This is a genomic window from Xanthomonas sp. NCPPB 3569 (genome assembly GCF_041475645.2).
GTDB classification, from domain to species: Bacteria; Pseudomonadota; Gammaproteobacteria; order Xanthomonadales; family Xanthomonadaceae; genus Xanthomonas; species Xanthomonas phaseoli.
The window spans coordinates 2,708,729-2,734,513 of sequence record NZ_CM192969.1 but is presented as its reverse complement, the minus strand read 5'-3'; the positions used below and the strand labels follow the sequence as shown (position 1 = coordinate 2,734,513).

At 65.3% G+C, this 25,785-nt stretch carries 19 protein-coding genes; 11 read left to right on the top strand and 8 right to left on the bottom strand.

Annotated features, from left to right (window positions below):
* Positions 1-188 precede the first annotated feature (188 nt).
* The 8 genes from ACCQ03_RS12010 to ACCQ03_RS11975 all read left to right on the top strand — a co-directional run bounded on the left by ACCQ03_RS12010 (position 189) and on the right by ACCQ03_RS11975 (position 10,483).
* Positions 189-2,057, top strand: coding sequence for an ATP-binding protein (locus tag ACCQ03_RS12010; RefSeq protein WP_209225442.1), 1,869 nt, complete (start codon positions 189-191; stop codon positions 2,055-2,057).
* A 25-nt stretch (positions 2,058-2,082) separates the two neighbouring features.
* Positions 2,083-4,407: a tetratricopeptide repeat protein gene (locus tag ACCQ03_RS12005; RefSeq protein WP_057679524.1), complete on the top strand. Its 2,325-nt coding sequence runs from the start codon at positions 2,083-2,085 to the stop codon at positions 4,405-4,407.
* Between the two features lie 659 nt (positions 4,408-5,066).
* The gene (locus ACCQ03_RS12000) at positions 5,067-5,909 is read left to right on the top strand and encodes an STAS domain-containing protein (RefSeq protein ID WP_017159688.1); all 843 of its coding nucleotides are present in this window, start codon (positions 5,067-5,069) and stop codon (positions 5,907-5,909) included.
* Between the two features lies 1 nt (position 5,910).
* The gene (locus ACCQ03_RS11995; RefSeq protein WP_003484273.1) at positions 5,911-6,273 is read left to right on the top strand and encodes an STAS domain-containing protein; all 363 of its coding nucleotides are present in this window, start codon (positions 5,911-5,913) and stop codon (positions 6,271-6,273) included.
* Entirely contained in the window at positions 6,270-6,665 is a 396-nt protein-coding gene (locus ACCQ03_RS11990) for an ATP-binding protein (RefSeq protein ID WP_017156591.1), read from the top strand. Before ACCQ03_RS11995 ends, ACCQ03_RS11990 begins: the two co-directional genes overlap by 4 nt.
* A gap of 2 nt (positions 6,666-6,667) precedes the next feature.
* Positions 6,668-7,666, top strand: coding sequence for an ATP-binding protein (locus ACCQ03_RS11985; RefSeq protein ID WP_081022818.1), 999 nt, complete (start codon positions 6,668-6,670; stop codon positions 7,664-7,666).
* Entirely contained in the window at positions 7,663-8,538 is an 876-nt protein-coding gene (locus ACCQ03_RS11980) for a sensor histidine kinase (protein ID WP_017156593.1), read from the top strand. The genes ACCQ03_RS11985 and ACCQ03_RS11980 overlap by 4 nt, the downstream gene beginning before the upstream one ends.
* The gene (locus ACCQ03_RS11975; RefSeq protein WP_039583397.1) at positions 8,528-10,483 is read left to right on the top strand and encodes a response regulator; all 1,956 of its coding nucleotides are present in this window, start codon (positions 8,528-8,530) and stop codon (positions 10,481-10,483) included. Before ACCQ03_RS11980 ends, ACCQ03_RS11975 begins: the two co-directional genes overlap by 11 nt.
* Before the next feature lie 104 nt (positions 10,484-10,587).
* On the opposite strand, the gene ACCQ03_RS11970 is transcribed toward ACCQ03_RS11975, so the two are convergent.
* A complete protein-coding gene (locus tag ACCQ03_RS11970) occupies positions 10,588-12,294 on the bottom strand; it encodes a glycoside hydrolase family 43 protein (protein WP_209225468.1) in 1,707 nt (568 codons plus the stop codon).
* A 246-nt stretch (positions 12,295-12,540) separates the two neighbouring features.
* Between ACCQ03_RS11970 and ACCQ03_RS11965 the strand changes: the two genes are divergently transcribed.
* A complete protein-coding gene (locus ACCQ03_RS11965) occupies positions 12,541-14,910 on the top strand; it encodes a TonB-dependent receptor (RefSeq protein WP_209225440.1) in 2,370 nt (789 codons plus the stop codon).
* A 106-nt stretch (positions 14,911-15,016) separates the two neighbouring features.
* Here the strand turns inward: ACCQ03_RS11965 and trxC are convergent, their stop codons facing one another.
* The 6 genes from trxC to ACCQ03_RS11935 all read right to left on the bottom strand — a co-directional run bounded on the left by trxC (position 15,017) and on the right by ACCQ03_RS11935 (position 22,066).
* Positions 15,017-15,463, bottom strand: a complete 447-nt coding sequence (gene trxC, locus ACCQ03_RS11960) for a thioredoxin TrxC (protein WP_057679869.1) — start codon at positions 15,461-15,463, stop codon at positions 15,017-15,019.
* A 173-nt stretch (positions 15,464-15,636) separates the two neighbouring features.
* A complete protein-coding gene (locus ACCQ03_RS11955) occupies positions 15,637-16,002 on the bottom strand; it encodes a DUF1428 domain-containing protein (protein WP_039569667.1) in 366 nt (121 codons plus the stop codon).
* A 361-nt stretch (positions 16,003-16,363) separates the two neighbouring features.
* Entirely contained in the window at positions 16,364-17,494 is a 1,131-nt protein-coding gene (locus tag ACCQ03_RS11950) for a hybrid sensor histidine kinase/response regulator (RefSeq protein WP_017158000.1), read from the bottom strand.
* Positions 17,491-18,075 carry a chemotaxis protein CheB gene (locus ACCQ03_RS11945; protein ID WP_057679870.1) on the bottom strand — a complete coding sequence of 195 codons (585 nt, stop codon included), beginning with the start codon at positions 18,073-18,075 and terminating at the stop codon, positions 17,491-17,493. The genes ACCQ03_RS11950 and ACCQ03_RS11945 overlap by 4 nt, the downstream gene beginning before the upstream one ends.
* Positions 18,072-18,920, bottom strand: coding sequence for a CheR family methyltransferase (locus ACCQ03_RS11940; protein WP_170922300.1), 849 nt, complete (start codon positions 18,918-18,920; stop codon positions 18,072-18,074). Before ACCQ03_RS11940 ends, ACCQ03_RS11945 begins: the two co-directional genes overlap by 4 nt.
* A complete protein-coding gene (locus ACCQ03_RS11935) occupies positions 18,893-22,066 on the bottom strand; it encodes a response regulator (RefSeq protein WP_209225438.1) in 3,174 nt (1,057 codons plus the stop codon). Before ACCQ03_RS11935 ends, ACCQ03_RS11940 begins: the two co-directional genes overlap by 28 nt.
* A gap of 159 nt (positions 22,067-22,225) precedes the next feature.
* Here ACCQ03_RS11935 and ACCQ03_RS11930 point away from each other — a divergent pair, with 159 nt between their 5' ends.
* Together ACCQ03_RS11930 and ACCQ03_RS11925 are read left to right on the top strand one after the other, a co-directional pair.
* Positions 22,226-23,389, top strand: coding sequence for a two-component system sensor histidine kinase NtrB (locus ACCQ03_RS11930; protein WP_209225436.1), 1,164 nt, complete (start codon positions 22,226-22,228; stop codon positions 23,387-23,389).
* Entirely contained in the window at positions 23,382-23,750 is a 369-nt protein-coding gene (locus ACCQ03_RS11925) for a response regulator (protein WP_017159693.1), read from the top strand. The genes ACCQ03_RS11930 and ACCQ03_RS11925 overlap by 8 nt, the downstream gene beginning before the upstream one ends.
* Before the next feature lie 227 nt (positions 23,751-23,977).
* Here the strand turns inward: ACCQ03_RS11925 and ACCQ03_RS11920 are convergent, their stop codons facing one another.
* Positions 23,978-25,561: an alpha-N-arabinofuranosidase gene (locus tag ACCQ03_RS11920; RefSeq protein ID WP_209225434.1), complete on the bottom strand. Its 1,584-nt coding sequence runs from the start codon at positions 25,559-25,561 to the stop codon at positions 23,978-23,980.
* Positions 25,562-25,785: the final 224 nt, after the last annotated feature.

The window sequence follows — 25,785 nt, the reverse complement described above, 5'->3', positions numbered from 1 at the left end:
GGTAGCGCTACCGATCCGTGGAGGTCAATCCGGCGTGCGGTGCAGTGCGTCGCTGTACGCAACGGAGGGCAGGGATCAAGCTGAGACGTGCGTGCAATGTGGGTTCCGGCTATCCTTTCCGGCTGGCACTGGCACCCAGGTGACGCGTCCGAGGATGGGCATCGTCGCCGAGGAAACGACGACCGATCATGCAAGATCCCACCCCCGGGGCGACCGACGCCTCGCAGATCCGCCGGGCAGGCGTCGATCTCAATGGACTGATGTCGGTCCTCAGCAAGCACCTGTATTCCACCCCGGTGGTGGCGCTGCGCGAGCTGGTGCAGAACGCGCACGATTCCATCCTGCGCCGTCGTCTGGAACAACCCGATTGGCACGGCGAGTCGCGCATCGAGGTGCATGCCGATACCGCGCAGGGCATCGTGCGCATCGTCGATACCGGTGCCGGACTGACCCAGCAGGAAATACACGACTACCTGGCTACCGTCGGCGTGGGCTATACACGCGGGCTGCGCCAGGGCGGCCACGAGGACAGCGGCCTGATCGGCATGTTCGGGCTGGGCTTCCTGTCCGCCTTCGTGCTGGCGCGGCGGGTGACTGTGCGCACCACCTCCTACCAGTCTCCCACGCTGGGCCATTGCTACATCTCCAGCAACGCCGAGCAGTACACGGTCAGCCCGATTCCCGCGCGTGCGCAGGTGGGTACCGAGGTGGTGCTGGAATTGCACAGCGAGTATCTGGCGTTGGCGCAGGAAGGCCGGCTGGGTGAGATTCTGTCGCGCTATTGCGCGCTGCTGCGCGAGCCAATCTGGATCGGCGCCGCAACCCAGCCGATCAATCCCGAGCCGCCGCCGTGGCGCGTGCAGGACGCCGTGCCGCTGCATCCGGTGCAGGCCTGGCGCCGTCAACGCGAGTTCGCCGCGCGCTTCGAGCGCAATTTCGAGCCGTTGTGCTGCATGCCGGTGCGTGCGAAAGAGGGCAGCGATGCGGTCGGCCTGTTGTGGGTGCAGGACGGTGCGACCTACGGCACCAGCGACAACCGCAATCTCTCGGTGTTCCTGCGCGGCATGTTGCTGGATGACAACGCGCGCGAGTTGCTGCCGCCGTGGGCAGGCTTCATCGGTGGGGTGATCGAATCCAATCGGTTGACGCCCACCGCAAGCCGCGAAGACCTGCAGCGCGATACGGTCTATAGCGCGGTGCAGCACGCCTTGTCCGAGGCGTTGGTGCAGGGCCTGGCCGATGTGGCGCGCCAGCAACCGGAGGCATGGCGACGCATCCTGCTACGCCATAACGAAGCCCTGCTGGGTGCGGCGTTGTGCGACGAGCGCCTGTTCGAATTGCTGCTGGAACACGTGCGGGTACCCACATCGCAAGGCGATCTGCCAGCGCAGCAATTGCCGTCGCGCGGTGCGGTGCATGTGATCCTCGATAGCGACAGCGGTTTCGAAGAAATGCTGTTCCGTGCGATGGGCGTGCCGGTGGCTTATGGCAACCGCTATGCGGTGGTGCCGTTTCTGCGGCGCTGGGCGCAGGTCAAGGGTGTGCGTCTGGTCGAGCTGGGCACCGAGCAGGGCAACCGCCAGTTGTTCCAGCTGGACACGCTGCCGGCCGACGAACTGGCCTGGCTGGAACAGCAGCTTGGCGATGGCGAAGCGTTGGTGCCGGCGCGTTTCAGCCCGCAGGAATTGCCGCTGGTGGTGGTGCCCGACCGCGAGGCCGAGCTCAAACGCCGCCTGGAGCAGGACGAAAACGACAAGCGCGTTTCCACCGCCGCGTTGCGCCTGGCGCGGCAATTCACCGCGCGCATCGAAGCGCGACAGACCCAGCGGCTGTATCTGAATCTGGATAATCCGGCGCTACAGGCCTTGCTAGGCGCGCAGCGCGCAGGCAATCGGCAGGCAGTGGTGGCGGCACGCTTGCTGCGTGCGCTCAAGGTGATCGTCTCGGCGCAAGGGCGTACGCAGCCGCAGCCGGGCAGCACCGAATCGGGTGCTTCCGATCTCAACAAGGCCTTCGGCGATTTCGCCGAGACCGTGACCCAATTGTTGGCGCGCTGACGCGCCGCATCGCAGGAGCGACACGATGGAAATCTGGAACTGGGTAGAAAAGCTGCAGGACGATCTGGGCGAAGCCGGGCAGCCGCAAAATGCGCAGCTGTTGACGCGGCTGACCGACCACATCTGCGATCTGCAGATCGACCGTGCCGAGGCCTTGCTGCCGGAGGCGCGTGCGCTGGGCAAGACGCTGGCCAACCCGTGGCTGGAGGTGTTCGTCGGGCATTGGGAAATGCGTAACCGGGTCGGCAACCTGTGCGAAGGCGAACGCGCGCTGGGCGATGCGGTGGCGCTGTTCGAGCGTGCGCATCGCGCCGACGCAGTGGAGTGCCCGCAATCGGTCTGCGTGACCCAGGATCTGGCCGCGTGTTATGCCAACATCGATGGCCCGGGCTGGGTGGAAGAACGCATCGAGGTGTGCGACGAAACCCTGGGCCGCATCGACCCGAGCTGGTCGTGTTACCAGTGCCTGAGCTGCGAAAAAGCCGATGCATTGCTCGATGACGGGCGTGGTGACGCGGCGCTGCAGTATCTGGAGCAGCAGTCGCAGACCATCCTGGCGCATGGCGGCGAAATCTACGACGGCGTGCCGGACATGCGCATCTCGATCCTGCTTGCGCTGGGGCGTGCGCAGGAAGCGCTGGCGCTGGTGGAACAGCGCGAACGCGACGCCGCGCGCGAAGGCGTCGAGTGGGCCAATTGCAGCCAGCCGCGGCGCCTGCAGAAAGCGCGCGCATTGGCGCTGTTGCAGCGCGATGACGAGGCCATGGAAGCGCTGCTGCCATGGCGCGAGATTGCGCCGCGGTATCGCCTGCACTGGCTGCGCGCGGTGGCGGTGCTGGTGACGCGCGCGCCCGAGCGCAATAGCTGGGACCTGGGCAGCCGCGTGCAGCAGATGCTCGACCATTACGCGCAGGTTGGCGCGTATCGCATCCTGATCGAAGCGGCCGAGCTTGCGATCGGGTTGGCACTGCAACGCGGCGCGGTGTGGACCGCGCAGCGGCATCTGGCGCTTGCGCGCGCGCATCTGCCCAAGCTGCGCCACGACCGCGGCGCAACGCAGTTGCTGGATGGCCTGGCCGCGCGCATCGATGCAGCGCCTGCGGGCGAGACTGCGCCGGTACCGGCCGCACACCTGCTGGAATGGTTGAACGCGCAAGGCGAGGATGTGGTGCGCAATCCCGAACGCGAAGCGCAGTGGCTGCTGCAGGCCGTTGCGCAGTGCCCGGACGATGCCGAACTTGTCGATACCACCGCATCGGCCTTGAGCGCCTGTGCGGCCGACGAAGAAGCGATCGCACTGCTGTGGTCGTTCGTGCAGCGGCATGCCGATCGCGAAACCAGCCCAACGTTCCGCCTGATGAATCTGTTGCTTGGCCGCGGCGACGAAGCAGGTCTGCGCCGTTTGGTGCAGCTGTATCGCCCACAGGTGCCGGTGGCGGCGTTGTGGTGCGAGGCGCAACTGGCGCAGCGGCTGGCCGATTGGCCGGCGCTGGAGCAGGCCTGCACCGCACTGTTGCAGCTGTCGCCCGGCTCGCATGGTGCGCGTGGGCTGCTGGCGCGCATGTATCTCAACACCGGCCGGTTTGCCGAGGCCGCCGCGGTCTATCGGCAACTGACCGAACTGCTGGAGGAGCCGCGCTCTGCGCATTGGGACCACATGACGGCGGCCAGCGCGGCGCAGGATTGGGACGCGGTGCGTGCCTCTGCGCAGGCGATCGGCATGGAGCTGAGCAACACCAGCGGCGTGGTCGAAGAAACGTGGGGCTGGGTCATCGTGCGCTGCATCGACGATGGCGAAGCGGTGGAGTATTACGCGCGCCGTACCGGCCCGGTCACTGCACGCATCGTCGAAAACGCGCCTGCACATCGGCGCCAGCATGTCGGCGACTGGGTGGTCTTCGACGCAGAACTGTTGTATCCGCCGCCGGAAGACGAGGCCGAGCGCGAGCGTTTCGTGCCGACCTACGCGCAGGTGCATGTGCTGCAGGCCGGCGGTTATGCGAACAGCTGGCTGGTCGACGGCGTGCATCCCGGCGAAGACGCCATCAATGCGTTGCGCGAGGAGGTCGAAGCGCGTGGCTGGACGCTGTGGCTGCACAGTCGCGACGACTATCGGGTGATCGACCCGGAAGACCCGGACAGCTTCGATCCGGAACAGGCCGGTTCGGGGCTGCCCGGGGTGCTCTTCACCGTGGCCTTGCCGGAAGCGGTTGCGCCGCTCGAACTGCATCGCGCCTTGCTCGCAGCGACAGCGCAGTGGCCGCACGCGATGTGCTGGCTGCGGCTTGCCGAAGCCTGCGGCCAGGATCCGCAGCCGCATTTGGACGCAGTGGAGCGCTACGGGCTGTAAGGCAGCGATCGGCGTGATTGGATGGCAGGTGTCGCCGGGGTTGGGATGGACATTGGCGATCGTGGCGTGCGTTCGAGCGCCACGCTGGATGCGCGGCGCTGCATCCGGCGTCGAGAGCACGCGCATGGCTCTTCCACAACGCGGTGGCATCCGTGCCGGCACGCCCTCTCGCGTCTGACATGCCGCCACACCGTCGGCAGGGCGATGACGCAAATGCAGGCCCTGCGTGCAAGCGCAAGGCGCAGCGCTCCGTCACGGCCGCTTCTGCGGCATTTGGTCTTGTTGGTGTCCATCGTGCCGAGGGAGCTTGCCATGGCCCTGGCAATGCCGATCGGGACGCATTGCCGCAGGCTCAGGACGCAGTGACGTGCCGTTGATCGGCCATCGCCAGGGCTGAGGGCGATGGCACGCTGCGGGCATGGTTTTGCCTTGCACGCGCAATGGCGCAGCGCATGTCCGCAGGCGTGGACCGGCGCACGTTCGGCATGTGCGTCGCAATGTCACACTGCACGCGTGGGCCGGATGACTGCTACAGGTTGGCTCGCTGGTTGGCCAATCTGAATTGCTTTATTCTGCTGCGCATCGGCGTGGGGGCGCCGCGTCGGTCGGGCGCAGTCCAGCCCGCATGCCCAACCTCTCTTCTTTTGGTGGGTGATCTCATGGTGGCATTGCAGCAGCGCTCGATCGATGCGATTGGTGGCCAGGAACACGCGTTGTTGGCCGCATGGTTGGAGTCCAGCCTGGGCAACGATGCGCGTCTGTCGCGGCAGGAGTTCGAAGCGCAGGCTGGCGAATTCCTGCGCTTGCTGGTGGCCTCGTTGAAGCACGACGGTAGCAGCCTGGACAGTGCCGAATGGAGCGAGGTGCGTCGCTTCCTGGAAAATCTCTCGCGCGACCGCGCCACGCGCGGTTTCGATTCGCAGGAAACCGCCAACTTCATCTTTTCGCTCAAGCGCGTGTTGTTTGCGCTGGTGCAGCGCGAATACGCCAGTAGCCCGGACGAACTGGGCAAGCAGTTGTGGGCGTTATCGGAATTGCTCGACCGCCTGGGCTTGTACACCGTGAAGGTTTTCCAGAAGACCCGCGAAGACATCATCGTGCGTCAGCAGGAAGAGATGCTGGAGCTGTCCACCCCGGTGGTGAAGCTGTGGGAGGGCGTGCTGGCACTGCCGATGATCGGTACACTGGATTCGCAGCGCACCCAGGTGGTGATGGAATCGCTGTTGCAGCGCATTGTCGACACCGGCTCGGAAATCGCCATCATCGACATCACCGGCGTGCCCACCGTGGACACCCTGGTGGCGCAGCATCTGCTCAAGACCGTGACCGCGATCCGGCTGATGGGGGCCGACGCCATCATCAGCGGCGTGCGCCCGCAGATTGCGCAGACCATCGTGCATCTGGGCCTGGACCTGCAGGGGATCGTGACCAAGGCCAACCTGGCCGATGCCTTGGCGCTGGCGCTCAAGCGCACCGGCGTTGCCGTCAGCAAGGCAGACTGACATGGAGCGTATTCCGATCCTGCGGATGGGCCATCTGTTGCTGGTCACCATCCAGGTCGACATGCACGACCAGCTGGCGCTGCAACTGCAAGACGACCTGTCCGAGAAGATCAGCGCCACCTCTGCGCGTGGGGTGTTGATCGACATTTCCGCGCTGGACATCGTCGACTCGTTCATCGGTCGCATGATCAGCACCATTTCCGGACTGGCGACGCTGATGGGTGCGCAAACCGTGGTGGTGGGCATGCAGCCGGCGGTGGCGATCACCCTGGTGGAGTTGGGGCTGACCTTGCCGTCGGTGCGCACCGCGCTCGATGTCGAGCGCGGCATGCGACTGCTGCAACAACCCGATGCGGCTCCATGACGGCCGGCTCGCAGCCGGTGCGCACCGAGCAGGACGTGGTGCTGGCGCGGCAGACCGTGCGCAAGCTGGTAGTGCAGTGCGGGCTGCGCCTGGTCGATCAGACCAAGCTGGTCACTGCGGCCAGCGAGCTGGCGCGCAATACCGTGATCTACGGTGGTGGTGGCGACATGGACTGGGCATTGGTCGAAAGCGGCATCCGCAAGGGTGTGCAGCTGACGTTCCGCGACCAGGGCCCGGGCATTGCAGACCTGGAACTTGCGCTGACCGACGGCTGGACCTCCGGCAATGGCCTGGGGCTGGGATTGTCCGGCAGCCGGCGGCTGGTGGACGATTTCGTGCTCGATAGCGCAGCCGGCAAGGGCACCCGCATCACCATCACCAAATGGAAGTAACCATGACCGGCGCGCTCACCCAGGTGATCCGCGTCGAAGAGGGTACCCAGGTGGGGCAGGTGCGTCGCGAAGCGGTGGCGCTTGCACAGGCCTGCGGTTTCGATGAGGACGGCTGTGGGCGCGTGGCCTTGGTGGCGACCGAGTTGTGCACCAACTTGCTCAACCATGCCGGTGGCGGGCAGATGCAGCTGTGCAGCGTCGCCGGCCGCGATGGCCTGGGCATCGAGCTGTGCACGCTCGATCAGGGGCGCGGATTCGTGCTGGCCGATTGCCTGCCGGACGGGTACTCCACCGGCAGCACGCCTGGCAATGGCCTGGGCACGGTACAGCGACATGCCGCCTTGCTGGATGCCTATTCCGATGCGCGGGGGGCCGTGGTCCTGGCACGCGTGTATGCCGATGCCGAGAGCACGCCCGATCTGCCCTACGGCGCGCTGCGTATGCCGCTGCAGAACGAAACGGTGTGCGGCGATGGCTGGCATTTGGCGATCGAGGCGCAACGGGTGACCGTGAGCATGATCGACGGCCTGGGCCATGGAGCCGGGGCGGCCGATGCAGCCGATGCCGGCACGCGCGCTGCTGCAACGGCCCGTGGCGAGCCGGGCGAACGCATCGCCCGCCTGCATGCCGGCATGAGCGGCACGCGCGGCGGTGCGGCGGCGGTCATGCAGTTCGATGCCGGCAGCGGCCAGGCGCGCTTTGCCGGGGTGGGCAATATCGTCGCTTCGTTGTGCGATGGCGATGGTGTGCGCGGCATGCCCTCGCACCCGGGCATCGTCGGGGTCCAGTTCCGCAAGGCGCAACCGTTCGACTTTCCACACGCCGCCGGCAAGTTGCTCATCATGCACAGCGACGGCCTGCAATCGCGCTGGACCCTGCGCGATCACCCGGGCCTGCTGTCGCGCCATCCACGCATCATTGCCGCGGTGCTGGCACGCGATTACGCGCGCGGCCGCGACGATTGCTGCGTGTTCGTCATGCGCTTAGGAGGCATGCAATGAATTCGACCACCGAGATGCCGGCAGCCGAGGCGATGGCTGAACTTGAAAGCTTGCGTCAGCAGAACCAGGCCTTGCGCGAAGAGCTGGAAGAAACCAACCAGGGCGTGCTGGCCTTGTATGCCGAGCTCGACCAGCAGGCCGAACAGCTGCGCGAGGTGTCCGAACTCAAGAGCCGCTTCCTGTCGTACATGAGTCACGAGTTCCGTACCCCGCTAGGCTCGATCCTGAGCATCACCCGGCTGCTGGAGGATGGCATGGACGGGCCGCTCAATGCCGAGCAGCTCAAGCAGGTGCGCTTTGTCAGCGGTTCGGCGCGCGAGCTCACCGAGATGGTGGACGACCTGCTGGACCTGGCCAAGATCGAGGCCGGGCGCATCACCATTTCGCCGGGCTGGTTCGACCTGATGGACCTGTTCGCGGCGCTGCGCGGCATGTTCCGTCCGCTCACCGATGTGGGCAATACCACGTTGATCTTCGAGGATCCGCCGGTGCTGCCGCTGCTCTATACCGACGACAAGAAGCTGGCGCAGATCCTGCGCAATTTCATTTCCAACGCGCTCAAGTTCACCCCGCAGGGGCAGGTGCGCGTGTTCGCGCAGCTGGAAGGCGACAGCCATGTACGCTTTGGCGTGCAGGACACCGGCATCGGCATTGCGGCCGAGCTTCACGAGGCCTTGTTCGAAGATTTCGTACAGGTGGACTCGCCGCTGCAAAAACGCCTGACCGGCACCGGCCTGGGGTTGTCGATCTGCAAACGGTTCGCCGAATTGCTGGGCGGCCGGGTGGGGATCAACAGCGTGGTCGGGCAGGGTTCCGAATTTTACGTGGTGCTGCCGGTGACGCTGGCAGCGGAGGAGACACGTGGGCAGTAAGCACCACATTCTGGTCGTCGACGACAACGCGGTGACGCGTTATTCGGTGCGGCGCGTGCTCGAACACCATCAGTTCGTGGTCGAAGAAGCCGGCACCGGGACCGAGGGTCTTGCCAAACTGGCCGCGCAGACGTTTTCTGCGGTGGTGCTGGACGTCAACCTGCCGGACATGAGCGGCTTCGATATCGTGCGGACGCTGCGTGCCGAGCCGCGCACCGCGTTGCTGCCGGTGGTGCATGTCTCGGCGGCCTCGATCGCCACCGGCGACATGATCACCGGGCTGGATGCCGGTGCCGATGCCTACCTGATCCATCCGGTCGACCCCAACGTGTTGCTGGCCACGTTGCGCACGCTGTTGCGCGCACGCCGTGCCGAGGAGGCGTTGCGGATCAGCGAGGCGCGTTTCCGCGAGATCTTCGAACACATCAGCGCACCGATTGCGGTCGTGGACGCCAACCTGCACATGCACCAGGCCAATGCCGCGTTCCAGCGCCTGATCGGTAGCGCCACACCCGGCGCCGCGATCCGCGCTGCCGGGTTGGATCAGGCCGCCGCCGTCCACGCACTGACCACAGCGTTGGCGCAACGCGAGCGCTGGAGCGGCACCTTGTCGCTGCTGCGCGATGGCAAGCTCTGCGAAACCGAATGGCGGGTGTCGCCCTACCGCGAGCCGGATCTGGGACTGTTGCTGGTGGAAGACGTCACCGAGCAGCGCCTGCGCGAGCGCGAGCAGCGCCAGGAACTGGATACCGCCACCAGCGAGCTCGCGCATCAGATCGCGCAGCGCCAGCACACCGAAATCCAGTTGCTGCAGGCGCAGAAGATGGAAGCGCTGGGCAAGCTCACCGGTGGCATCGCGCACGACTTCAACAACCTGCTGACCAGCATCATTTCCGGGTTGGACATGATCCAGCTCGCAGTGGAATCCAACCGCATCGAACGGGTGCCGCGCCTGGCCGAAATCGCCACCGGCTCTGCCCACCGCGCCGCTGCGCTGACCCAGCGCATGCTCGCGTTCGCACGCAAGCAATCGCTGGACGCGCAGCCGTTCGACGTCAACACCCGTGTGCGTTCGCTGGAAGACATGCTGCAGCGCTCGATCGGCGAAAACATCGCGCTGGAGCTGGATCTTGCCTCCACGCCGCTGGTGGCCGTTGCCGATGCCAACCAGCTCGAAAACGTGGTGCTCAACCTGGTCATCAATGCGCGCGATGCCTTGAAAGGGCAGGGCACCATCCGCATCCAGAGTGCGGCCTACACCGCGCACAACGATCCGGAACTGGACGATGGCGACTATGTCGCGGTGAAGGTGATCGACAACGGGAGCGGGATCGAGCCGGCCATTCTCGACCAGGTGTTCGAGCCGTTTTTCACCACCAAACCCATCGGCGAAGGCACCGGTCTTGGCCTGTCGATGACCTACGGGTTCGCACGTCAATCCGGCGGCACCGCGCGCATCACCAGCGAGGTGGGGCATGGCACCACGGTGGCGCTACTGCTGCCGCGCGGGCTCTCGGCCAACGAGATGCTGCCGGCACCGCCGCCCAGCGCGCCGCGCACGCGCAACGAGCGCATCTTGCTGGTAGACGACACCGATGTGGTGCGCATGATGGTGAGCGAAGTGCTCGGCGATGCCGGCTACCAGGTCATCGAAGCCGAGGATGCCAACGGCGCGCTGGAACACTTGCGCACCGAGGTGCACATCGATCTGGTGGTTTCCGATGTCGGCCTGCCCGGCATGAACGGGCGCGACATGGCCGATGTGGCGCGCACGCTACGCCCGGGCCTGCCGATCCTGTTCATTACCGGCTACGCCGAAAACGCGGTCACGCGGCAGGAATTTCTGGCAGAGGGCATGGCCTTGCTGCCCAAGCCTTTCAGCCTCAACGATCTGCTCAACACGGTGGGGCAGATGCTCGACAGCAGCGTCCTGGCGCGGGCGTAGGGCGTTAAGGCGGCCCCAAACGCACATGCGTGGCTGCGGGGTGGGCGCGGCCGGCGCCCGGACCACGCATGCACCAGGCGTGCAGCGCCGTTCCTGCACGCCGCTCAGCGCGCATACGCGTACGGCCCGAACGTGGCGCCGAGAAAGCCGCCGGCCGTCTCGGTGCTGAGCACGCTCGCATCGCCTTGTTCGAGCAGCGTCTGCCACTGCCCCTGGCCGACGGCGTAATCCACGTGCACGCGTGCGGCATCCAGCGCAAAGCGCAGTTTCACCGGTTGCGTGGCATCGGGCAGTGGCGCGCGTGCCAGTTCGGTGCCGGTGCCGGGCTGCTGCGGTCCGGCGCGGCGATACAGCACCACCGCAGCGCCGCTGGCTTCGCGCACCAGCATTGCTGCCAGGAAATTGCTCTCCTTGGCCACGATCGCAAGACCGGCCTGTTCGCCCGGTGCCAGCGCGCTGCCATCCACGCTGGCGACCAAGGTGGCGTGATGATGCTGCAGGCGATGACCCAGATAGGCCGGCTGACCACGTCCGATATCGCCTAGCGCAATCTTGGCCGGGGTCACGCGCAAGCCTTGCGCGCCGGGCTGATACCACGACGTCGTTGGTGGGTGGATGGTCATCCATTGCATCGGCACGCGCGCATCCCCGAAGCGCTCGCTCCACTGCATCGGCCCGGTGGTCGGCAGGGCCTGCGTGCCCGCCGGCAAGGGTGGGCGCGCAGCCACCGCAGGGACCGCGGCGCCGTGCGGCAGCACCACCGGCCAGCCATCGCGCCACTGCACCGGCAACAGGAAGGTTTCCCGGCCCACGTTGTAGTGATTGCCCTGGTAAGGGCGCGTCGCGAGAAATACCGCCCACCATGTGCCGTCCTTGAGTTCGACGAACTGCGCATGCCCGGCCGAGGTGATCGGCGCAGTGCGCAATGGGTCCAGGTCGCGTTGGGTGAGGACCGGATTGCCGCTCCAGGTTTCGTATGGCCCGGTGATCTGGCGGCTGCGGTAGATCATCTGCGCATGCTGCTCGCCGGTGCCGCCTTCGGCTGCGGTGAGGTAGTAGTAGCCATCGCGGCGGAACAGGTGCGGGCCTTCGATGTGTTCGGGATTGGTCGCCGGCTTGAAGCCGGAATCCACGATCACCTGACGGGTGCCGACCAACTTCATGCTGGCCAGATCCAGCTGCTGCAGCCAGATGGCGCGGTGCCCGTCGTAGCGCATCTTGCCGGCCGGCACGTCGTTGTTGACCAGCCAGGCGCTGCCATCGTCATCGAAAAACAGCGAGGGGTCGATGCCCTTGGCGTCCAGCCAGATCGGATCGGACCATGGCCCGGCCGGATCGGTGGCGGTGATCAGGAAATTGCCGCCATCGCAGTAGAAACAGGTATTGGCGATATAGAAGGTGCCGGCGTGGTAGCTGATGCTGGCGGCAAACAGACCGCGGGTCAGTTCGTCGTTGCCGTAGTCGATCTGGGTTGCACGGTCGATCGCGTTGCCGATCTGGTTCCAGTGCACCAGGTCGCTGCTCTTGAAGACCGGCAGGCCGGGGAAGTAGCCGAAACTGGAATTGACCAAGTAGAAATCGTCGCCGACCCGCACCGCCGATGGGTCCGGATGGAAACCGGCCACGACCGGATTGCGGTACTGCGCGGCGGTTGGCACCGGGCCGCCATCGTCGCCCTGGTACTCGATCTGCGTGATCAACGCGGTGCCGGCATGCGCCAGCGGACAGCTCACTGCAGCCAGCAGGCCGGCCAACCATGCGAGTCGTTTCAAGAGATCCCCTTGTGCCATGCCCTGGCGCAACGCCAGCAAGACACCAGCATGACAGCACGCAAGGCGGCGTGGCATGACGTTTTGCGATGCCAGCGCTGCGTGGCGGCATGCCTCCATGCGTGTAGCGGAGTGGGTGGATCGGGTGTTGCCACTTCGCTGCAACATTGCTGACATATCGTGCGCGCGGCGCCACGCGGCGCCACGCGGCGCCGCCATCAGGCGTGCCGTGCCAAACGGCTCCGACGCTGTGTCATCACCTCGCTTCACTACTTAGGATCAATCCGCATGTCGTTGTACTCGCCTGTCCTCCCGTCGCCGGTGTCCGCTCGTGCACAGGTCGCTGCGCGCCGCCGCGCCGCCGTGCAGCGCACGCCGCTCGCACGTGCCTGCGCCGGCCTGTTGCTTGCCTCGTTGGCGGCAACCGCGTCTGCGCAGCAAGCGCCGGCGGCCCAGGGCGAAGCCAGCCCGACCGCGCTGGACACGGTCACCGTCACCGCCGAGCACCGCGAGCAGAACCTACAGGACGTGCCGGTCTCGGTTGGCGTGGTGCAGGGCGCAGCGATGCGCGACTTCACCGCCGGTGGCGATGACACGCTGCTGGCGCTTTCCGGCCGCGTGCCGGGCTTCTATGCCGAAACCACCACCGGGCGCATCTTCCCGCGTTTCTATATCCGTGGCCTGGGCAATATCGATTTCTACCTGGGTGCCTCGCAGCCGGTGTCCATCATCCAGGACGATGTGGTGCTGGAGCATGTCGTGCTCAAATCCAATCCGGTCTATGACGTGGATCAGGTCGAAGTGCTGCGTGGCCCGCAAGGCACGCTGTTCGGCCGCAATACCACCGCCGGCATCGTCAAGTTCGATACGGTCAAGCCCAGCGACACCTACATCGGCCGCGTCAATGCCAGCTACGGCAGCTACAACACGCTCTCGCTGGATGGCGGCTTCGGTGGTCCCATCAACGACGTGCTGTCGTTCCGCGTATCGGCGTTGTACCAGCACCGCGACGATTGGGTGGACAACACCTTTGCCGGCAGCAGCGCCGACGGCACGCGCACGCCACGCAAGGACGCGATGGGCGGTTACAACGACCGCAACGCGCGCCTGCAGTTGCTGCTCAAGCCCAACGATGCGTTTTCGCTGCTGGGCTCGGTGCACACGCGCGACTATGACGGCACCTCCACCTTGTTCCTGCGCAACGCGATCACACGTGGCAGCGACAAGGTGGACGTGCCGCGCGACCGCGTGGCCTACGATGAGGGGCACGACAACCCGCAGGCGTATCAAACCGATGGCGGCTCGCTCAAGGCGATTTACGACTTCGGTGGCGTGTCGCTGACCTCCATCACCGCCTACGAAACCACTTCCGGCTACAGCCGTGGCGACACCGATGGCGGTGCTGCCGCCAATTACCCGGTCAATGGCGTGCCGAACGGCTTTGGCCAGTCGATGGGACAGATCCGCGACCTGGATCAGTACACGCAGGAATTACGCCTGGCCAGCGAAGGCGAGCAGGCCCTGCAGTGGCAGGTGGGCGCGTTCTACTTCGACGGCCGCGACACCACCGATTTCTACCAGCGTGCCTATTTCCTGCAGACCGCCGCGCGCAACCCGAATAACTGGGTGCGCCTGCGCAATACCAATACCTCGTGGGCCGGCTTCGGGCAGCTCAGTTACAAAGCCACCGACGCGCTGACGCTGACCGCCGGCATCCGCCAGACCAGGGACAGCAAGGAAACCCGTCTGCTCAAGACCGCCGACACCGCGGCCGGGGTGGTGACCTACCGCGGCCGCCGCGATGTGCGCATGTCCGACACCCAGCCCAGCTGGGATCTGAGCGCGATGTATGAGATCGACCCGCAGCTGAGCGTGTATGCGCGCGTGGCGCGCGGTTTCCGCGGCCCCACCATCCAGGGCCGCAGCGCGGTGTTCAATTCCGATTTCACCACTGCCGATTCGGAAACCATCCTGTCCTGGGAAGCGGGCATCAAGAGCAGCCTGTTCGAGAACCGCCTGCGCCTGAATGTCAGCGGATTCACCTACACGGTCGACGATATCCAGCTCAACGGCAACGACTCGGACGGCAATGGCGTGCTGTTCAATGCCGACAAGGCCAAGGCCTACGGCATGGAAGCGGATCTGGACTGGCGCCCGATTTCCAACCTGTCGATCACCGCCGGCCTGAGCCTGTTGCACAGCGAAATCCACGATAAACGCGTCTATGCGCAGGCCTGCGCGCTCAATGGCGTGGTGGTGTGCACCGTCAACGACCCGACCATCCGCGTCGGTGCCAACACCTTCGCCCAGATCGACGGCAACCCGCTGCCCAACGCGCCCAAGTACAACCTCAACCTGGCCGCGCGCTACGACATCCCGGTGGGCAACGACGGCGCGTTCTTCGTGTCCACCGACTGGAACAAGCAAGGCCAGACCAGCTTCGTGCTGTACGATTCCACCGAATTCCGCTCCGACGGCAATTTCGAAGGTGGCCTCAAGCTGGGTTACACCGGTGGCTACGGTGCGTGGGAAGTGGCGGCGTTCGCGCGCAACATCACCAACGAAAAGAATCTCAAGGGCGTGATCGAAAACTACATGGCCGCGGTCTACAACGAGCCGCGTGTGGTTGGGGTGTCGGTCAACGTCAACTGGCAGTAACGGGTTGATCGCCTGATCGCAGTCTCTGCGGCGTCTGCGCCGCAGTGATGTTTCCTGCAGGTGGAGAGGCCAGCTGTGTGCATGTGCAGCTGGCCTTCGGGTTGCGTCACCGCTTGCTCAGGACAGAGCGCACCCAGTTGACGATTTGCGCGCTGCTCACCGCGCCGGAATGACGGCCCAGTTCCTGCCCACCCTGGATGACCAGCAAGGTGGGAATGCTGCGGATGCCAAAGCGCGTGCCCAGCGCCGGATGCAGGTCGGTATCCACCTTGGCCAGGCGCACCTGCGGTTCCAATGCTGCGGCGGCTGCGGCAAATTGCGGCGCCATGCTCATGCATGGCCCACACCAGGGCGCCCAGAAGTCCACCACCAGCGGCAGTGCACTGCGTAGCGCATGCTTGTCGAAATCCGCAGCCGACAACGCCACCGGCGTCCCCAGGAACAGCGGGCGATGGCAGCTGCCGCAGTTGGGTGCATCGCGCAGGCGCGTAGGCGCAATGCGGTTCATCGCAGCGCAACTCGGGCAGGCGATCAGCAGTGGTGCGTCGGTCATGTGGGTCTCCAGTCGGCGGTACTGCCTGCGCTGTCTCCGGCCATCGCTGGCCGCGCATGCTGCATGCGCCCAGTGTAGCGATCACCACAAAAGATTCCGTGCCCACTGCCAGCGGCAGCACCAGCCTGCGCAGGCCTGGCCAACGTCCTGCGGGCCGCCGTGCGCTGCAACGCTCAAGCCGATTGGCCCAACGCCACGATCGGCACGAAGCCACCGTAGACCATGCGCTTGCCGTCGAATGGCATCGGATTGACCGACGGGTCCATGCGTGGGTCTTCCATCATCTTGCGCATGCCCTCATCGCGGGTGGCCTTGTCCGGCCATTCGATCCAGGAAAACACCACCGTCTCTTCGGCGGTGGCATCGACTGCGCGATAGAAGTCGGTCCATTGCCCCGGTTGGACATCGTCACCCCAACACTCCACCACACGCAGCGCGCCGTATTCCATGATGACCGCATCGCCCATGCGGGCATGCGCGATGAATGCGTCTTTGTTGGCTGTAGGGACGGCAAGTACAAAACCATCGATATACGACATAACCACCTCCGCAGATGGGGTGCATGGTGTGCACCCGAGGATGACCAAGGAATGTCTGGTACGACCAACAACCGGAGAGCAGTGGGGCAGGAGCGTGCGTCCAGCGCGCTGGCCGCACGAGCATACGGTGCATGGTGCGCGACGGCACTGCTTGAGTTGGCTGTCACCCGGGCAGCCAGGCGTTCTGCCAATGCCCTGGCTGTCGGGCTCGCTGGCGCGGGGCGGCGGATCTGTCGTGGGCCGATCGATGGCAGCGCACTGCTAGCCTCTTGCTGGAGGCCGCGGCAATGCATCGGCCAAGATGCGTTGGTCTTACATCTGCGTGCGCACCGGCACTGCAGTTGCCGGCAAAGTGCCGCGGTCAGGCGGCCAGGTTGTGGCGGCGCAGGCGTGCTTCGAAGACCACGTCGCCGTCCTCGTTGCGCGCCTGCAGCGTGCCGCCGTGAGCCTTGACGAACTGGTCGGCGATGAACAGGCCCAGTCCCAATCCCTGGCTGGCATGGAAGCTGGCCTTGAACGGCTCGAACAGACGCGGCATCAGGCTGTCGGGAATGCTGCCGGCGTTGCGCACCGACAGGCGCAGGGTGTCGTGTTCGCGTCCATCCAGATGCACCTGCACCGGATGGCGTCCGCCATGCAGGACGGCATTGCCGACCAGATTGGACACGACCTGCGCCAACCGGTCGCCATCGCCATCGCCATCCAGGTCGCCCTCGGTGCGCAGGTCGATGGTGGTGTGCGGGTTGGCCTGCGCCACTTCGCCCACCACGCTGTGCACCACCTCGCCAAGGTTGCACGGGCCGAACTGCATCGGCAAACCATCGGTGCGCAGGCGCGAAAAATCCAGCAATTGCTCGACCATGCGCGACATCCGGTGCGCGCTGTTTTCCAGGTGTTCCAGCGTGCGCGCCGCCGAGCTGTCGGCATCGACATCCAGGCCGAGTTTGTCGGCGCACAACAGGATCACCGACAGCGGTGTGCGCAGATCGTGGGTGAGCACGGCCATCATGGTTTCGTTGAGCGTGAGCGCGCGTTCGAGCGAGGCATTTCTCGCCTTGAGCAGCCGCCGCTGCTGGTACAACTCGATGAACACGTTGACCTTGCTCAGGATGACGTGCGGCTCGATCGGCTTGTGCAGAAAATCCACGGCGCCGGTTTCGTAACCCTGGAAAGCGCGCATCGGATCGTTCGGCGAGGCGGTCAGGAAAATGATCGGCACGTGCCGGGTGCGCTGCGAACCGCGCATCAGTTCCGCCAGCGAAAAGCCGTCCATTTCCGGCATGTGCACATCCAGCAGTGCCAATGCCACGTCGTGTTCGAGCAGCAGTTCCAGCGCCTGCGCACCGGAGGCTGCGCACAGCACGCGGATGCCGTCGCGTTGCAGCAGCGCTTCCATGGCCACCAGATTCTGCGGCACATCGTCCACGATCAGGATCTTGGTCGATTCGGAGTCGTCGCTGCTTGCAGCCAGGCCGGTCGCGGTGAGGTTCATGCGTGAAAAGCTTCCAGTCGGGTGCAGATGGCTTGCAGGGTCAGCACCGCATCGGCGCCGGCGTGGGCGAGAGCAGAGGCGGGCATCAGCGAGGCGGCGGCGTCATCCGGGCGCTGGATCCAGGCGGTACCGCCCACCGAACGCACCGCAGCCACCCCGGCGCTGCCGTCGCTGCTGGCACCGGTGAGCAGGATCGCCAGCAGGCGTTCGCCGAAGACATCGGCAGCCGATTCGAACAGCAGGTCGATCGCCGGGCGCGAAAACAACACCGGCGCATCCATCGACAACGCCAGGCTGTCGCGGGTTTCCACCAGCAGGTGGTAGTCGGGCGGGGCGATGGTGACGGTGCTGGGCAGCAGCGGTTGCTTGTCGTCGGCCTCGCGCACCGGCAACGCGCAGCGCGCATCCAGCAGCTCGGCGATATGACTGGGGCGGTCGCGCGGCAGATGCAGCACGACCAGCACCGGCATCGGCAGATCTGCCGGCAGCCCGGACAACAACGCCTGCAGGGCCATCACCCCGCCGGCGGAGGCACCGATCACGATCGCATCGAAATGCTGGGCTGCAGATGCGCGGCTCATGCGGCCTTCCGATACAGCCGCTGCTCGCGCGCGCAGGCTTCGAAGGCCTGCGCATGCGCGCCGAACTGCAGCGACTCCTTGCTGCCCAAGCCGAGAAATCCGCGATGCACCAATGCGTCGTAGAACAGCCCCACCGCGCGATCCTGCAAGCTGCGGTTGAAATAGATCAGCACGTTGCGGCACGACACCAAGTGGACTTCGGAAAACACCGTGTCGGTGGCCAGGCTGTGATCGGCGAACACGATATTGCGTTTCAGGCGGCGGTCGAACACCGCACCGTCGTAAGCGGTGGTGTAGTAGTCCGACAGCGAGGTGCGGCCACCGGCGTCCAGATAATTGCGGCTGAACTGCGCAATACGATCGATCCCATAGGCGCCGGCTTCGGCCATGCCCAGCGCTTCGGGGTTGATGTCGGTGGCGTAGATCACCGCCTTTTCCAGCAGGCCTTCTTCGTGCAGCAGGATGGCCAGGGACCAGACTTCTTCACCGGTACTGCAACCTGCCACCCAGAGCTTGATCGAGGGATAGGTACGCAATACCGGCACCGCATGCTCGCGCAGGACGCGGAAATACGCCGGGTCGCGGAACATTTCCGAGACCTGCACGGTGAAGAACTGCATCGCCTGCGCAAAGATGTCCGGCTCGTGCAGCAGACGGTGCTGCAGATCGGCCACGCGCACGCAGTCGAAACGCGCCATCGCGTGGCGCATGCGCCGCCGCAACGACGACACCGCATAGTCGCGGAAGTCGTAGTGATAGCGCTGGAAGACCGCTTCCAGCAGCACGCGCAGTTCCAGGTCGAACAGCTCCACCGGGTTCATTGCCGCGAGCACCAGACGCGGCACAGCGAGACCAGCTTGTCCACGTCGATGGGCTTGGCGATGTAGTCGTTGGCGCCGGCTTCCAGGCAACGTTCGCGGTCGTCGGCCATGGCCTTGGCGGTCAGCGCGATGATGGGCAGATCCTGCCATTGACGGTTTGCTCGGATCTGCCGCATCGCGGTGATGCCATCCATCTCCGGCATCATGATGTCCATCAGGACCAGGTCCACTTCGTGCTTGGCCAGGTGCTCCAGCGCCTCGCGGCCATTGCGTGCGATCTGCAGCGTGACGCCCAGCGGTTCGAGCACGCTGGAGAGCGCGAAGATGTTGCGCACATCGTCTTCGGCCAGCAACACGGTGGCGCCGTCCAGCACCGCGTCGCGGCGGCGTGCTTCGCGCAGCAGGCGCTGCTGATCGCTGGGCAGCGAGGCTTCCACGCTGTGCAGGAACAGCGTCACCTCGTCGAGCAGGCGTTCCGGCGAGCGCACGCCCTTGATGATGATGCTCTTGGAATACCGGCGCAGGCCCTGCTCTTCGTCGCGGGTCAGCGCGCGCCCGGTGTAGACGATCACGGGCGGAAAGGCGACCGCATCGTTGCCGGCCATGCGTTCGAGCAGGTCGTAGCCGCTGCCGTCGGGCAAGGCCAGATCGGTGACCATGCAATCGAATGTCGAGCCTGCCAGCTGGTCCATCGCCTCGGCAATGCTGCCGACCGCGACGATGTCCAGCTGGTCGCGCGCCAGCAGCAGTTGCAGGTTCGCGCGCAATGCGCTGTCGTCTTCGACGATCAGCAAACGACGTACTGCGCGTGCGTTGGTTTCTTCCAGCTGGCGGATCGCCCCGGCCAGCAATTCGCGCGTGGCGGGCTTGATCAGGTAGCCGACCGCACCAAGCTCCAGCGCAATCTGGCTGCGTTCCAACGCCGACACCACGTGGACCGGTACGTGGCGTGTGGCCGGATCGCGCTTGAGGCGTTCGAGCACGCTCAGGCCGGAGGCATCCGGCAAGCCGATGTCGAGCAGGATGCCGCTGGGGCGCAGCTCGGCGGCTAGGCGCAGGGCCTCTTCTGCGTTGGGGGCCACCACGCAATCGAAGTCCAGTTCGTGGGCCAGTTCCACCAGCGCTTGCGCAAAGCGGGTGTCGTCTTCCACCGCCAGGATTAGCCGGCCGGGGCGGCTGCGTTGGTCGCGATCGTCGTCGGCTCGCTGGATCGGTGCAGCATTGGGCGATGCGATCGGCACCGGCATCGTGTGGGCCACGGCACCACCGGATGCGCCGGATTGCGCACCCAGCGCGCTGCCGTTGCGTTGTTGCACGTGGGCTCCAGAGGCCGGGACTGCGGCTACCACGGGGTTCGCAGCTGCATCGGCAGGGCCAAGCACTTCCGCAGGTGCGCCATCGGTCGGCAATTCCAGCGTAAAGCAGCTGCCGCGCCCGGGCTCGCTGTCCACACTGATGCTGCCGCCCATGCGTTGCGCCAGGTCGCGCGAAATCGACAGACCCAACCCGGTACCGCCATAACGGCGGCGCGTGCTGCCATCGGCCTGACGGAACGCTTCGAAGATCACCTCGCTCTGTTCGCGCGCGATGCCGATGCCGGTATCGGTCACCGCAAAGCGCACACGGCCAGGCGCATGCGCCTGGACGGTCAAGCTGACCTTGCCGTGTTCGGTGAACTTGATGGCGTTGGCCAGCAGGTTCTTCAGGATCTGCTGCAGCCGCTGGTTGTCCACGACCAACTGTGCCGGCGCGCCGGCAGCTGCCGCGATCTCCAATGCCAGGCCCTTCTGCCGCGCCAACGGTTCGAAGGTTTCGCGCAGGCGCTGCAGCACCGATCCGGTGACGACCGTTTCGTCGGCCAATTCCACGTGTCCGGCTTCGATCTTGGACAGGTCCAGGATGTCGTTGATCAGCGCCAGCAGGTCGTTGTTGGACGACAGGATCGCCTGCGCATACTTCACCTGCTCGGCGCTGAGCGTGCCGTCCTTGTTGTCGGCCAGCAGCTTGGCCAGGATCAAGGCGCTGTTGAGCGGCGTGCGCAACTCGTGCGACATGTTGGCCAGGAATTCCGACTTGTAGCGCGAGGCAGCAGACAACTCGTTGCTGTTGCGCACCAGCTGATTCTGCGCGATTAACAAGGCCTGCTTTTGCGCCTCAAGCGCCTGCGTGCGCTCTTCCAGCTGCACGTTGGTCTGTTCCAGTTCTGCCTGCTGCACTTCCAGGTCGCTTTGCGATTGCTGCAGGCTGCGGCTCTGTTCTTCGAGTTCCTCGTTGGCCACGCGCAGCTCTTCCTGCTGGGTCTGCAGTTCCTCGCTCTGGCGCTGGGTTTCTTCCAGCAAGGCCACCAGTTGCGCGCGCAGCAATGCGGTGCGCAGTGCCAGGCCGATGTTCTCGCCGCAGCGTGCCAGCAGTTCGTCTTCGCGCGAGCCGGCGGTGCGTGGGTCGGTCACGCGCCCGAGTTCGATGATGCCGATCACCCGGTCGTCGGCGGTGATCGGCGCCAGCAGCAACTCCTGGCAGTTGCTCTGACCAAGCCCGGAGGCAATCTGCAGATGCCCGGCGTCCATGCCGCGGATGCGACGCACCGTGCCATGTTTCAACACTTCGCCGAGCTGGCCGGCAGCGGTTGGCAGGGTCTGCGGCAGATCGGGCGGCAACGCCGCACCACCGGTGAGTCGCAGACGGTCGCCCTCGATGCGATACAGTGCGCCGACCTGCGCATCCAGTGTCTGGCATAGTGCGCGCACCGCGGCGTCGGCCAGCTCCTGCGGTGCCTGATCGCCGCGCAAACTGGCCTCGACCGTGTTTTCTGCCTGCTGCAGCCACAGTGCGAATTCGGCTTGCCGGCGTGCGCGGATCGCCTGCATCACCACCAATGCCATTGCCAGGAACGACACGCCGCCAATGCTGCGATTGACCGAGGAAAAACTGGAATTGGTACTTGGTGGCGCGAGCTGGAAACCAATCGCCAGCAAGACACACGACAGCACGCCCACGACGAGCGGCACCTGCGGCCGGTTCTGAAACACCGTCACGCCCACTGCCACGAAGTAGGTCAGCCACACCGCATAACCGAGCGGGGTCACCAGCTCCATGCCCAGCGTTGCAGCCATCAAGGCCCCCGCGATGACCCAAATCCAGCGGTCGCGTGTGGTCGAGATGGTTTGCATAAGGTGCGTGGACCGAACTGGGAGGGCGGTCATGGTAGCCGATAACTTTCACGTACAAATCGCCGGAAATTTGACGCTTTTTGCTGCCGGGTTAGCTTGCACGCAGCCTTCACGCCGCTATCAATATGGTCCCGCGCTTTTCCGGAGAATCATCGCGCGATGGATGCGGAAACGGCCATCGACAGCGCAGGGCCGCTTTCTTACGACAGCCGGCAGTGTCAGCTGTTGGTACAGAGCGTGTCCGATTACGCGATCTACATGCTCGATATCGGTGGGCATATTCGCAGCTGGAATCCCGGCGGTGAGCGCATCAAGGGCTACAGCGCAAGCGAGGTCTTAGGCACGCATTTCTCGCGGTTCTACCTGCCCGAGGATGCGCAACGCGACGAACCCGGTCGCAATCTGGAAATCGCCAAGCGGGAAGGGCGCTTCGCTGCCGAAGGTTGGCGCCTGCGCAAGGACGGCAGCCGATTCTGGGCCAGCGTGGTCATCGAACCGGTGCTCGAATTCGGCGTATTGGTGGGATTTGCAAAAATCACCCGCGACCTGACCGAGCGCCATGAAGCCCAGCAGCTGCTGCAACAGGCGCAGCAGGCGTTGCTGCAATCGCAGAAGGTCGAAGCCTTGGGCCGGTTGACGCTGGGCATGGCCCACGATTTCAACAACCTGCTCACGGTGATGGTGACCAGCCTGGATCTGATTGCGTTGCGCGCAGGCGATGACGCGCGCACCCGCGTGCTGATCGAAGTGGCGCAAACGGCGGTGGATCGCGGCACCTTGTTGACGCGGCAACTGCTCGCGTTCGCGCGCGGGCAACAGCTGAACCCCGAGCGCCACCCCGTCAACGACGTCGTGACCCGTTCGTTGGAACTGTTGCGGCGTGCCTGCCCGCCGGGTGTGAGCTTGTCGTTGCAGTTTGCCGACGCACTGCCGCATGTGCGCGTGGACCCTGGCCAGCTGGAGGCGGCGCTGCTCAACCTGGTCTTCAACAGTTGCGATGCGATGCCCGCTGGCGGCGGCATCGTGTTGCTCACTTTTGCTGCGCAACGATCCGAACCGTCAGGCCCACAAGGTGCAAGTCGCCGGTACGTGGCCCTTGCGGTACGCGACGACGGTCCGGGGATGTCCGCGCACGTTGCACAACGCGCCAGCGAACCATTTTTCACCACCAAAGATGTCGGCAAGGGCTCTGGCCTGGGCTTGAGCCAGGTCTATGGCTTCGCATCCCAGTCCGGTGGCTTTGTCGAGCTTGAGACCGCACCTGGACGCGGCACCACCGTCACCGTGTTTCTTCCGGCCGTCGAGGAGGCCGAGCATGACTGAATCCCTTCGCCTGCTGATGGTGGAAGACCAAGAAGAACTGCGCGAATTGATCGGCGAAGCGCTGCGCGATGCCGGCATCAGCGTCGACACCGCCGATGATGGTCACAGCGCATTGCGCATGGTGCGCGACAGCGGCCCGTACGATGTGGTGTTCAGTGATATCCGCATGCCCAACGGCATGTCGGGCATTGAACTGAGCGAGCAGGTGGCGCAACTGCTGCCGCAGGCGCGCGTGATTCTGGCCTCGGGGTTTGCCAAGGCGCAGTTGCCGCCGTTGCCGGCCCAGGTCGATTTCCTGCCCAAACCCTACCGCCTGCGCCAGCTCATCGACATGCTCAAGAGCACCCCGGCCAGCGCGTAAACGTCGACCGGGCGTGCGGCATCGACGGCGCTGCTAGTCGCCTCGTCGATGGCGCCTTCAATCCGGAGTGTCACGCCGGCACGGCGACGTGACCACCAGGCACATCAGAAATGCAACGATCGCGCCCCTTTCGAAGGCGCGCCCGCACGCGGCAACGCGGCGTCCACACGGCCGGCAGTGCCCGACGCGTCATGCGTCTGGGCAGCCCTGCGCATTGCATCCGATCGCTATTGCAGCTTGAGCATCACGATCGAATGCGCCGGCAGCGCCACGTTCACTGCCTTGCCTTGGACACGTGCGCCCTTGAATGCCGCCGGCGCAACGGCCGTTGGCTGCGCATAGGTGTTGTACGTGGTGATCGCCGGTGCGGTCAGGATCTGTCCCTCCACCGCACGTAGCGGCAGCCCTTCCACCTGCACGCTTACAGTCGCCGCTGCGGTCGCGTCCAGATTGGTCAGTGCGAGATACACATGGCCATCTTTCGCCTTCACCGCCGAGCCGTGCACTGCCGGCACCTGCGTGTCGCCATGACGGTACTGCGGTGTCTGCAATTGCAATGGCAGGTGCGTGGCGTCCTGGTAGGGCTTGTAGAGCGCGAACACGTGATAGGTCGGCGTCAGCACCATCTTGTCACCATCGGTGAGGATCATCGCCTGCAGCACATTGACCATCTGCGCGATGTTGGCCATGCGCACGCGCTCGGCATGCTGGCTGAAGATGTCGAAGTTGAGGGAGGCCACCAGCGCGTCGCGCAGGCTGTTTTGCTGCTGCAGGAAACCGGGGTTGGTGCCGGGTAATGGCGCATACCAGGTGCCCCATTCGTCCACGACCAGGGCCACTTTCTTGGCCGGGTCGTACTTGTCCATGATCGCGCTGTGCTTGGTGATCAGCTCGTCCATCACCAACGTGCGCGACAATGTCTGGATCCACCCGGCTTCGTCGAACGTGGTCGAAGACGCGCGCGGCGGCCAGCCACCGGGAATGGTGTAGTAATGCATGCTCAGCCCATCCATGAACTTGGTGGCCTCGCGCATCATCACCTCGGTCCAGTGATAGTCGTCGTCGCTTGGGCCAGGCGCGATCTTGAGAATCTTCTGGTTGGCCGGCGACTTGACGAAGGTCTGGTAGCGGCGAAACACATCGGCTGCGTATTCCACGCGCATGTTGCCGCCGCAGCCCCACAGCTCGTTGCCCACGCCGAAGTAGGGGACCTGCCAGGGCGCATCGCGGCCATTGGCGCGGCGCTCATTGGCCAGGCTCGAGCGTGTCGGCGCGGTCATGTACTCGCTCCACTGCGCAATCTCCTCCGGCGCAGCATCGCCCACGTTGCCGGCGACATAGGCCTGGGTGCCGAGCAATTCGGTGAAGTCCATGAACTCGTGCGTGCCGAAACGGTTGGACTCCTCCACACCGCCCCAGTGCGTGTTGACCCGGATCGGGCGCTTGGCCGGCGTGCCGACGCCATCGCGCCAGTGGTACTCGTCGGCGAAGCAACCTCCGGGCCAGCGAATGTTGGGCACGGCGATGGCTTTCAGTGCGGCGACCACGTCGTTGCGATAGCCGCGCGTATTGGGAATCGGCGACTGCTCGCCCACCCACACGCCACCATAGATGCCGGTGCCCAGATGCTCGGCGAATTGGCCGAACAGTTGCCGCGACACCTGCGCGCCGGGCTGGTCCACGCGCAAGGTGCCGCTGACCTTGACCTCGGCAGCGAAGGCGGCCGGCACGCTGGCAAGCGAGGCGGCGACGAAAACGGCGTTCAACAGCTGCCTGCGCGATGCCTGCAATGCGGGGGAAATCCACTGCATCGGGTCGGTGCTCCTGTGCTGGTCGATGGTCGGTTGGGTGCTGCTGCGATGGGAAACGCGCGGCTAGCGTAGTGCCGGTGGCCGTTCTTTGTATTGCTGCAGCGCGAGCGCTGCAGGCGAGCGCGGCAGTCGCTTCGCCGCCGCAATCGTCTCGCCGGCCAGGATGTGCGCAGCAGCATGGTCGGCAGCCACCGCATGCGGCTATGCTCGCGGGCTATCTCATC

What these genes read in the sequence shown, in the direction of transcription:
- ACCQ03_RS12010 (WP_209225442.1), top strand. Translation starts at nt 189, where the DNA reads ATGCAAGATCCCACCCCCGGGGCGACCGACGCCTCGCAGATCCGCCGG.
- ACCQ03_RS12005 (WP_057679524.1), top strand. Translation starts at nt 2,083, where the DNA reads ATGGAAATCTGGAACTGGGTAGAAAAGCTGCAGGACGATCTGGGCGAA.
- ACCQ03_RS12000 (WP_017159688.1), top strand. Translation starts at nt 5,067, where the DNA reads ATGGTGGCATTGCAGCAGCGCTCGATCGATGCGATTGGTGGCCAGGAA.
- ACCQ03_RS11995 (WP_003484273.1), top strand. Translation starts at nt 5,911, where the DNA reads ATGGAGCGTATTCCGATCCTGCGGATGGGCCATCTGTTGCTGGTCACC.
- ACCQ03_RS11990 (WP_017156591.1), top strand. Translation starts at nt 6,270, where the DNA reads ATGACGGCCGGCTCGCAGCCGGTGCGCACCGAGCAGGACGTGGTGCTG.
- ACCQ03_RS11985 (WP_081022818.1), top strand. Translation starts at nt 6,668, where the DNA reads ATGACCGGCGCGCTCACCCAGGTGATCCGCGTCGAAGAGGGTACCCAG.
- ACCQ03_RS11980 (WP_017156593.1), top strand. Translation starts at nt 7,663, where the DNA reads ATGAATTCGACCACCGAGATGCCGGCAGCCGAGGCGATGGCTGAACTT.
- ACCQ03_RS11965 (WP_209225440.1), top strand. Translation starts at nt 12,541, where the DNA reads ATGTCGTTGTACTCGCCTGTCCTCCCGTCGCCGGTGTCCGCTCGTGCA.
- trxC (WP_057679869.1), bottom strand. Translation starts at nt 15,463, where the DNA reads ATGACCGACGCACCACTGCTGATCGCCTGCCCGAGTTGCGCTGCGATG.
- ACCQ03_RS11955 (WP_039569667.1), bottom strand. Translation starts at nt 16,002, where the DNA reads ATGTCGTATATCGATGGTTTTGTACTTGCCGTCCCTACAGCCAACAAA.
- ACCQ03_RS11950 (WP_017158000.1), bottom strand. Translation starts at nt 17,494, where the DNA reads ATGAACCTCACCGCGACCGGCCTGGCTGCAAGCAGCGACGACTCCGAA.
- ACCQ03_RS11945 (WP_057679870.1), bottom strand. Translation starts at nt 18,075, where the DNA reads ATGAGCCGCGCATCTGCAGCCCAGCATTTCGATGCGATCGTGATCGGT.
- ACCQ03_RS11935 (WP_209225438.1), bottom strand. Translation starts at nt 22,066, where the DNA reads ATGCAAACCATCTCGACCACACGCGACCGCTGGATTTGGGTCATCGCG.
- ACCQ03_RS11930 (WP_209225436.1), top strand. Translation starts at nt 22,226, where the DNA reads ATGGATGCGGAAACGGCCATCGACAGCGCAGGGCCGCTTTCTTACGAC.
- ACCQ03_RS11925 (WP_017159693.1), top strand. Translation starts at nt 23,382, where the DNA reads ATGACTGAATCCCTTCGCCTGCTGATGGTGGAAGACCAAGAAGAACTG.
- ACCQ03_RS11920 (WP_209225434.1), bottom strand. Translation starts at nt 25,561, where the DNA reads ATGCAGTGGATTTCCCCCGCATTGCAGGCATCGCGCAGGCAGCTGTTG.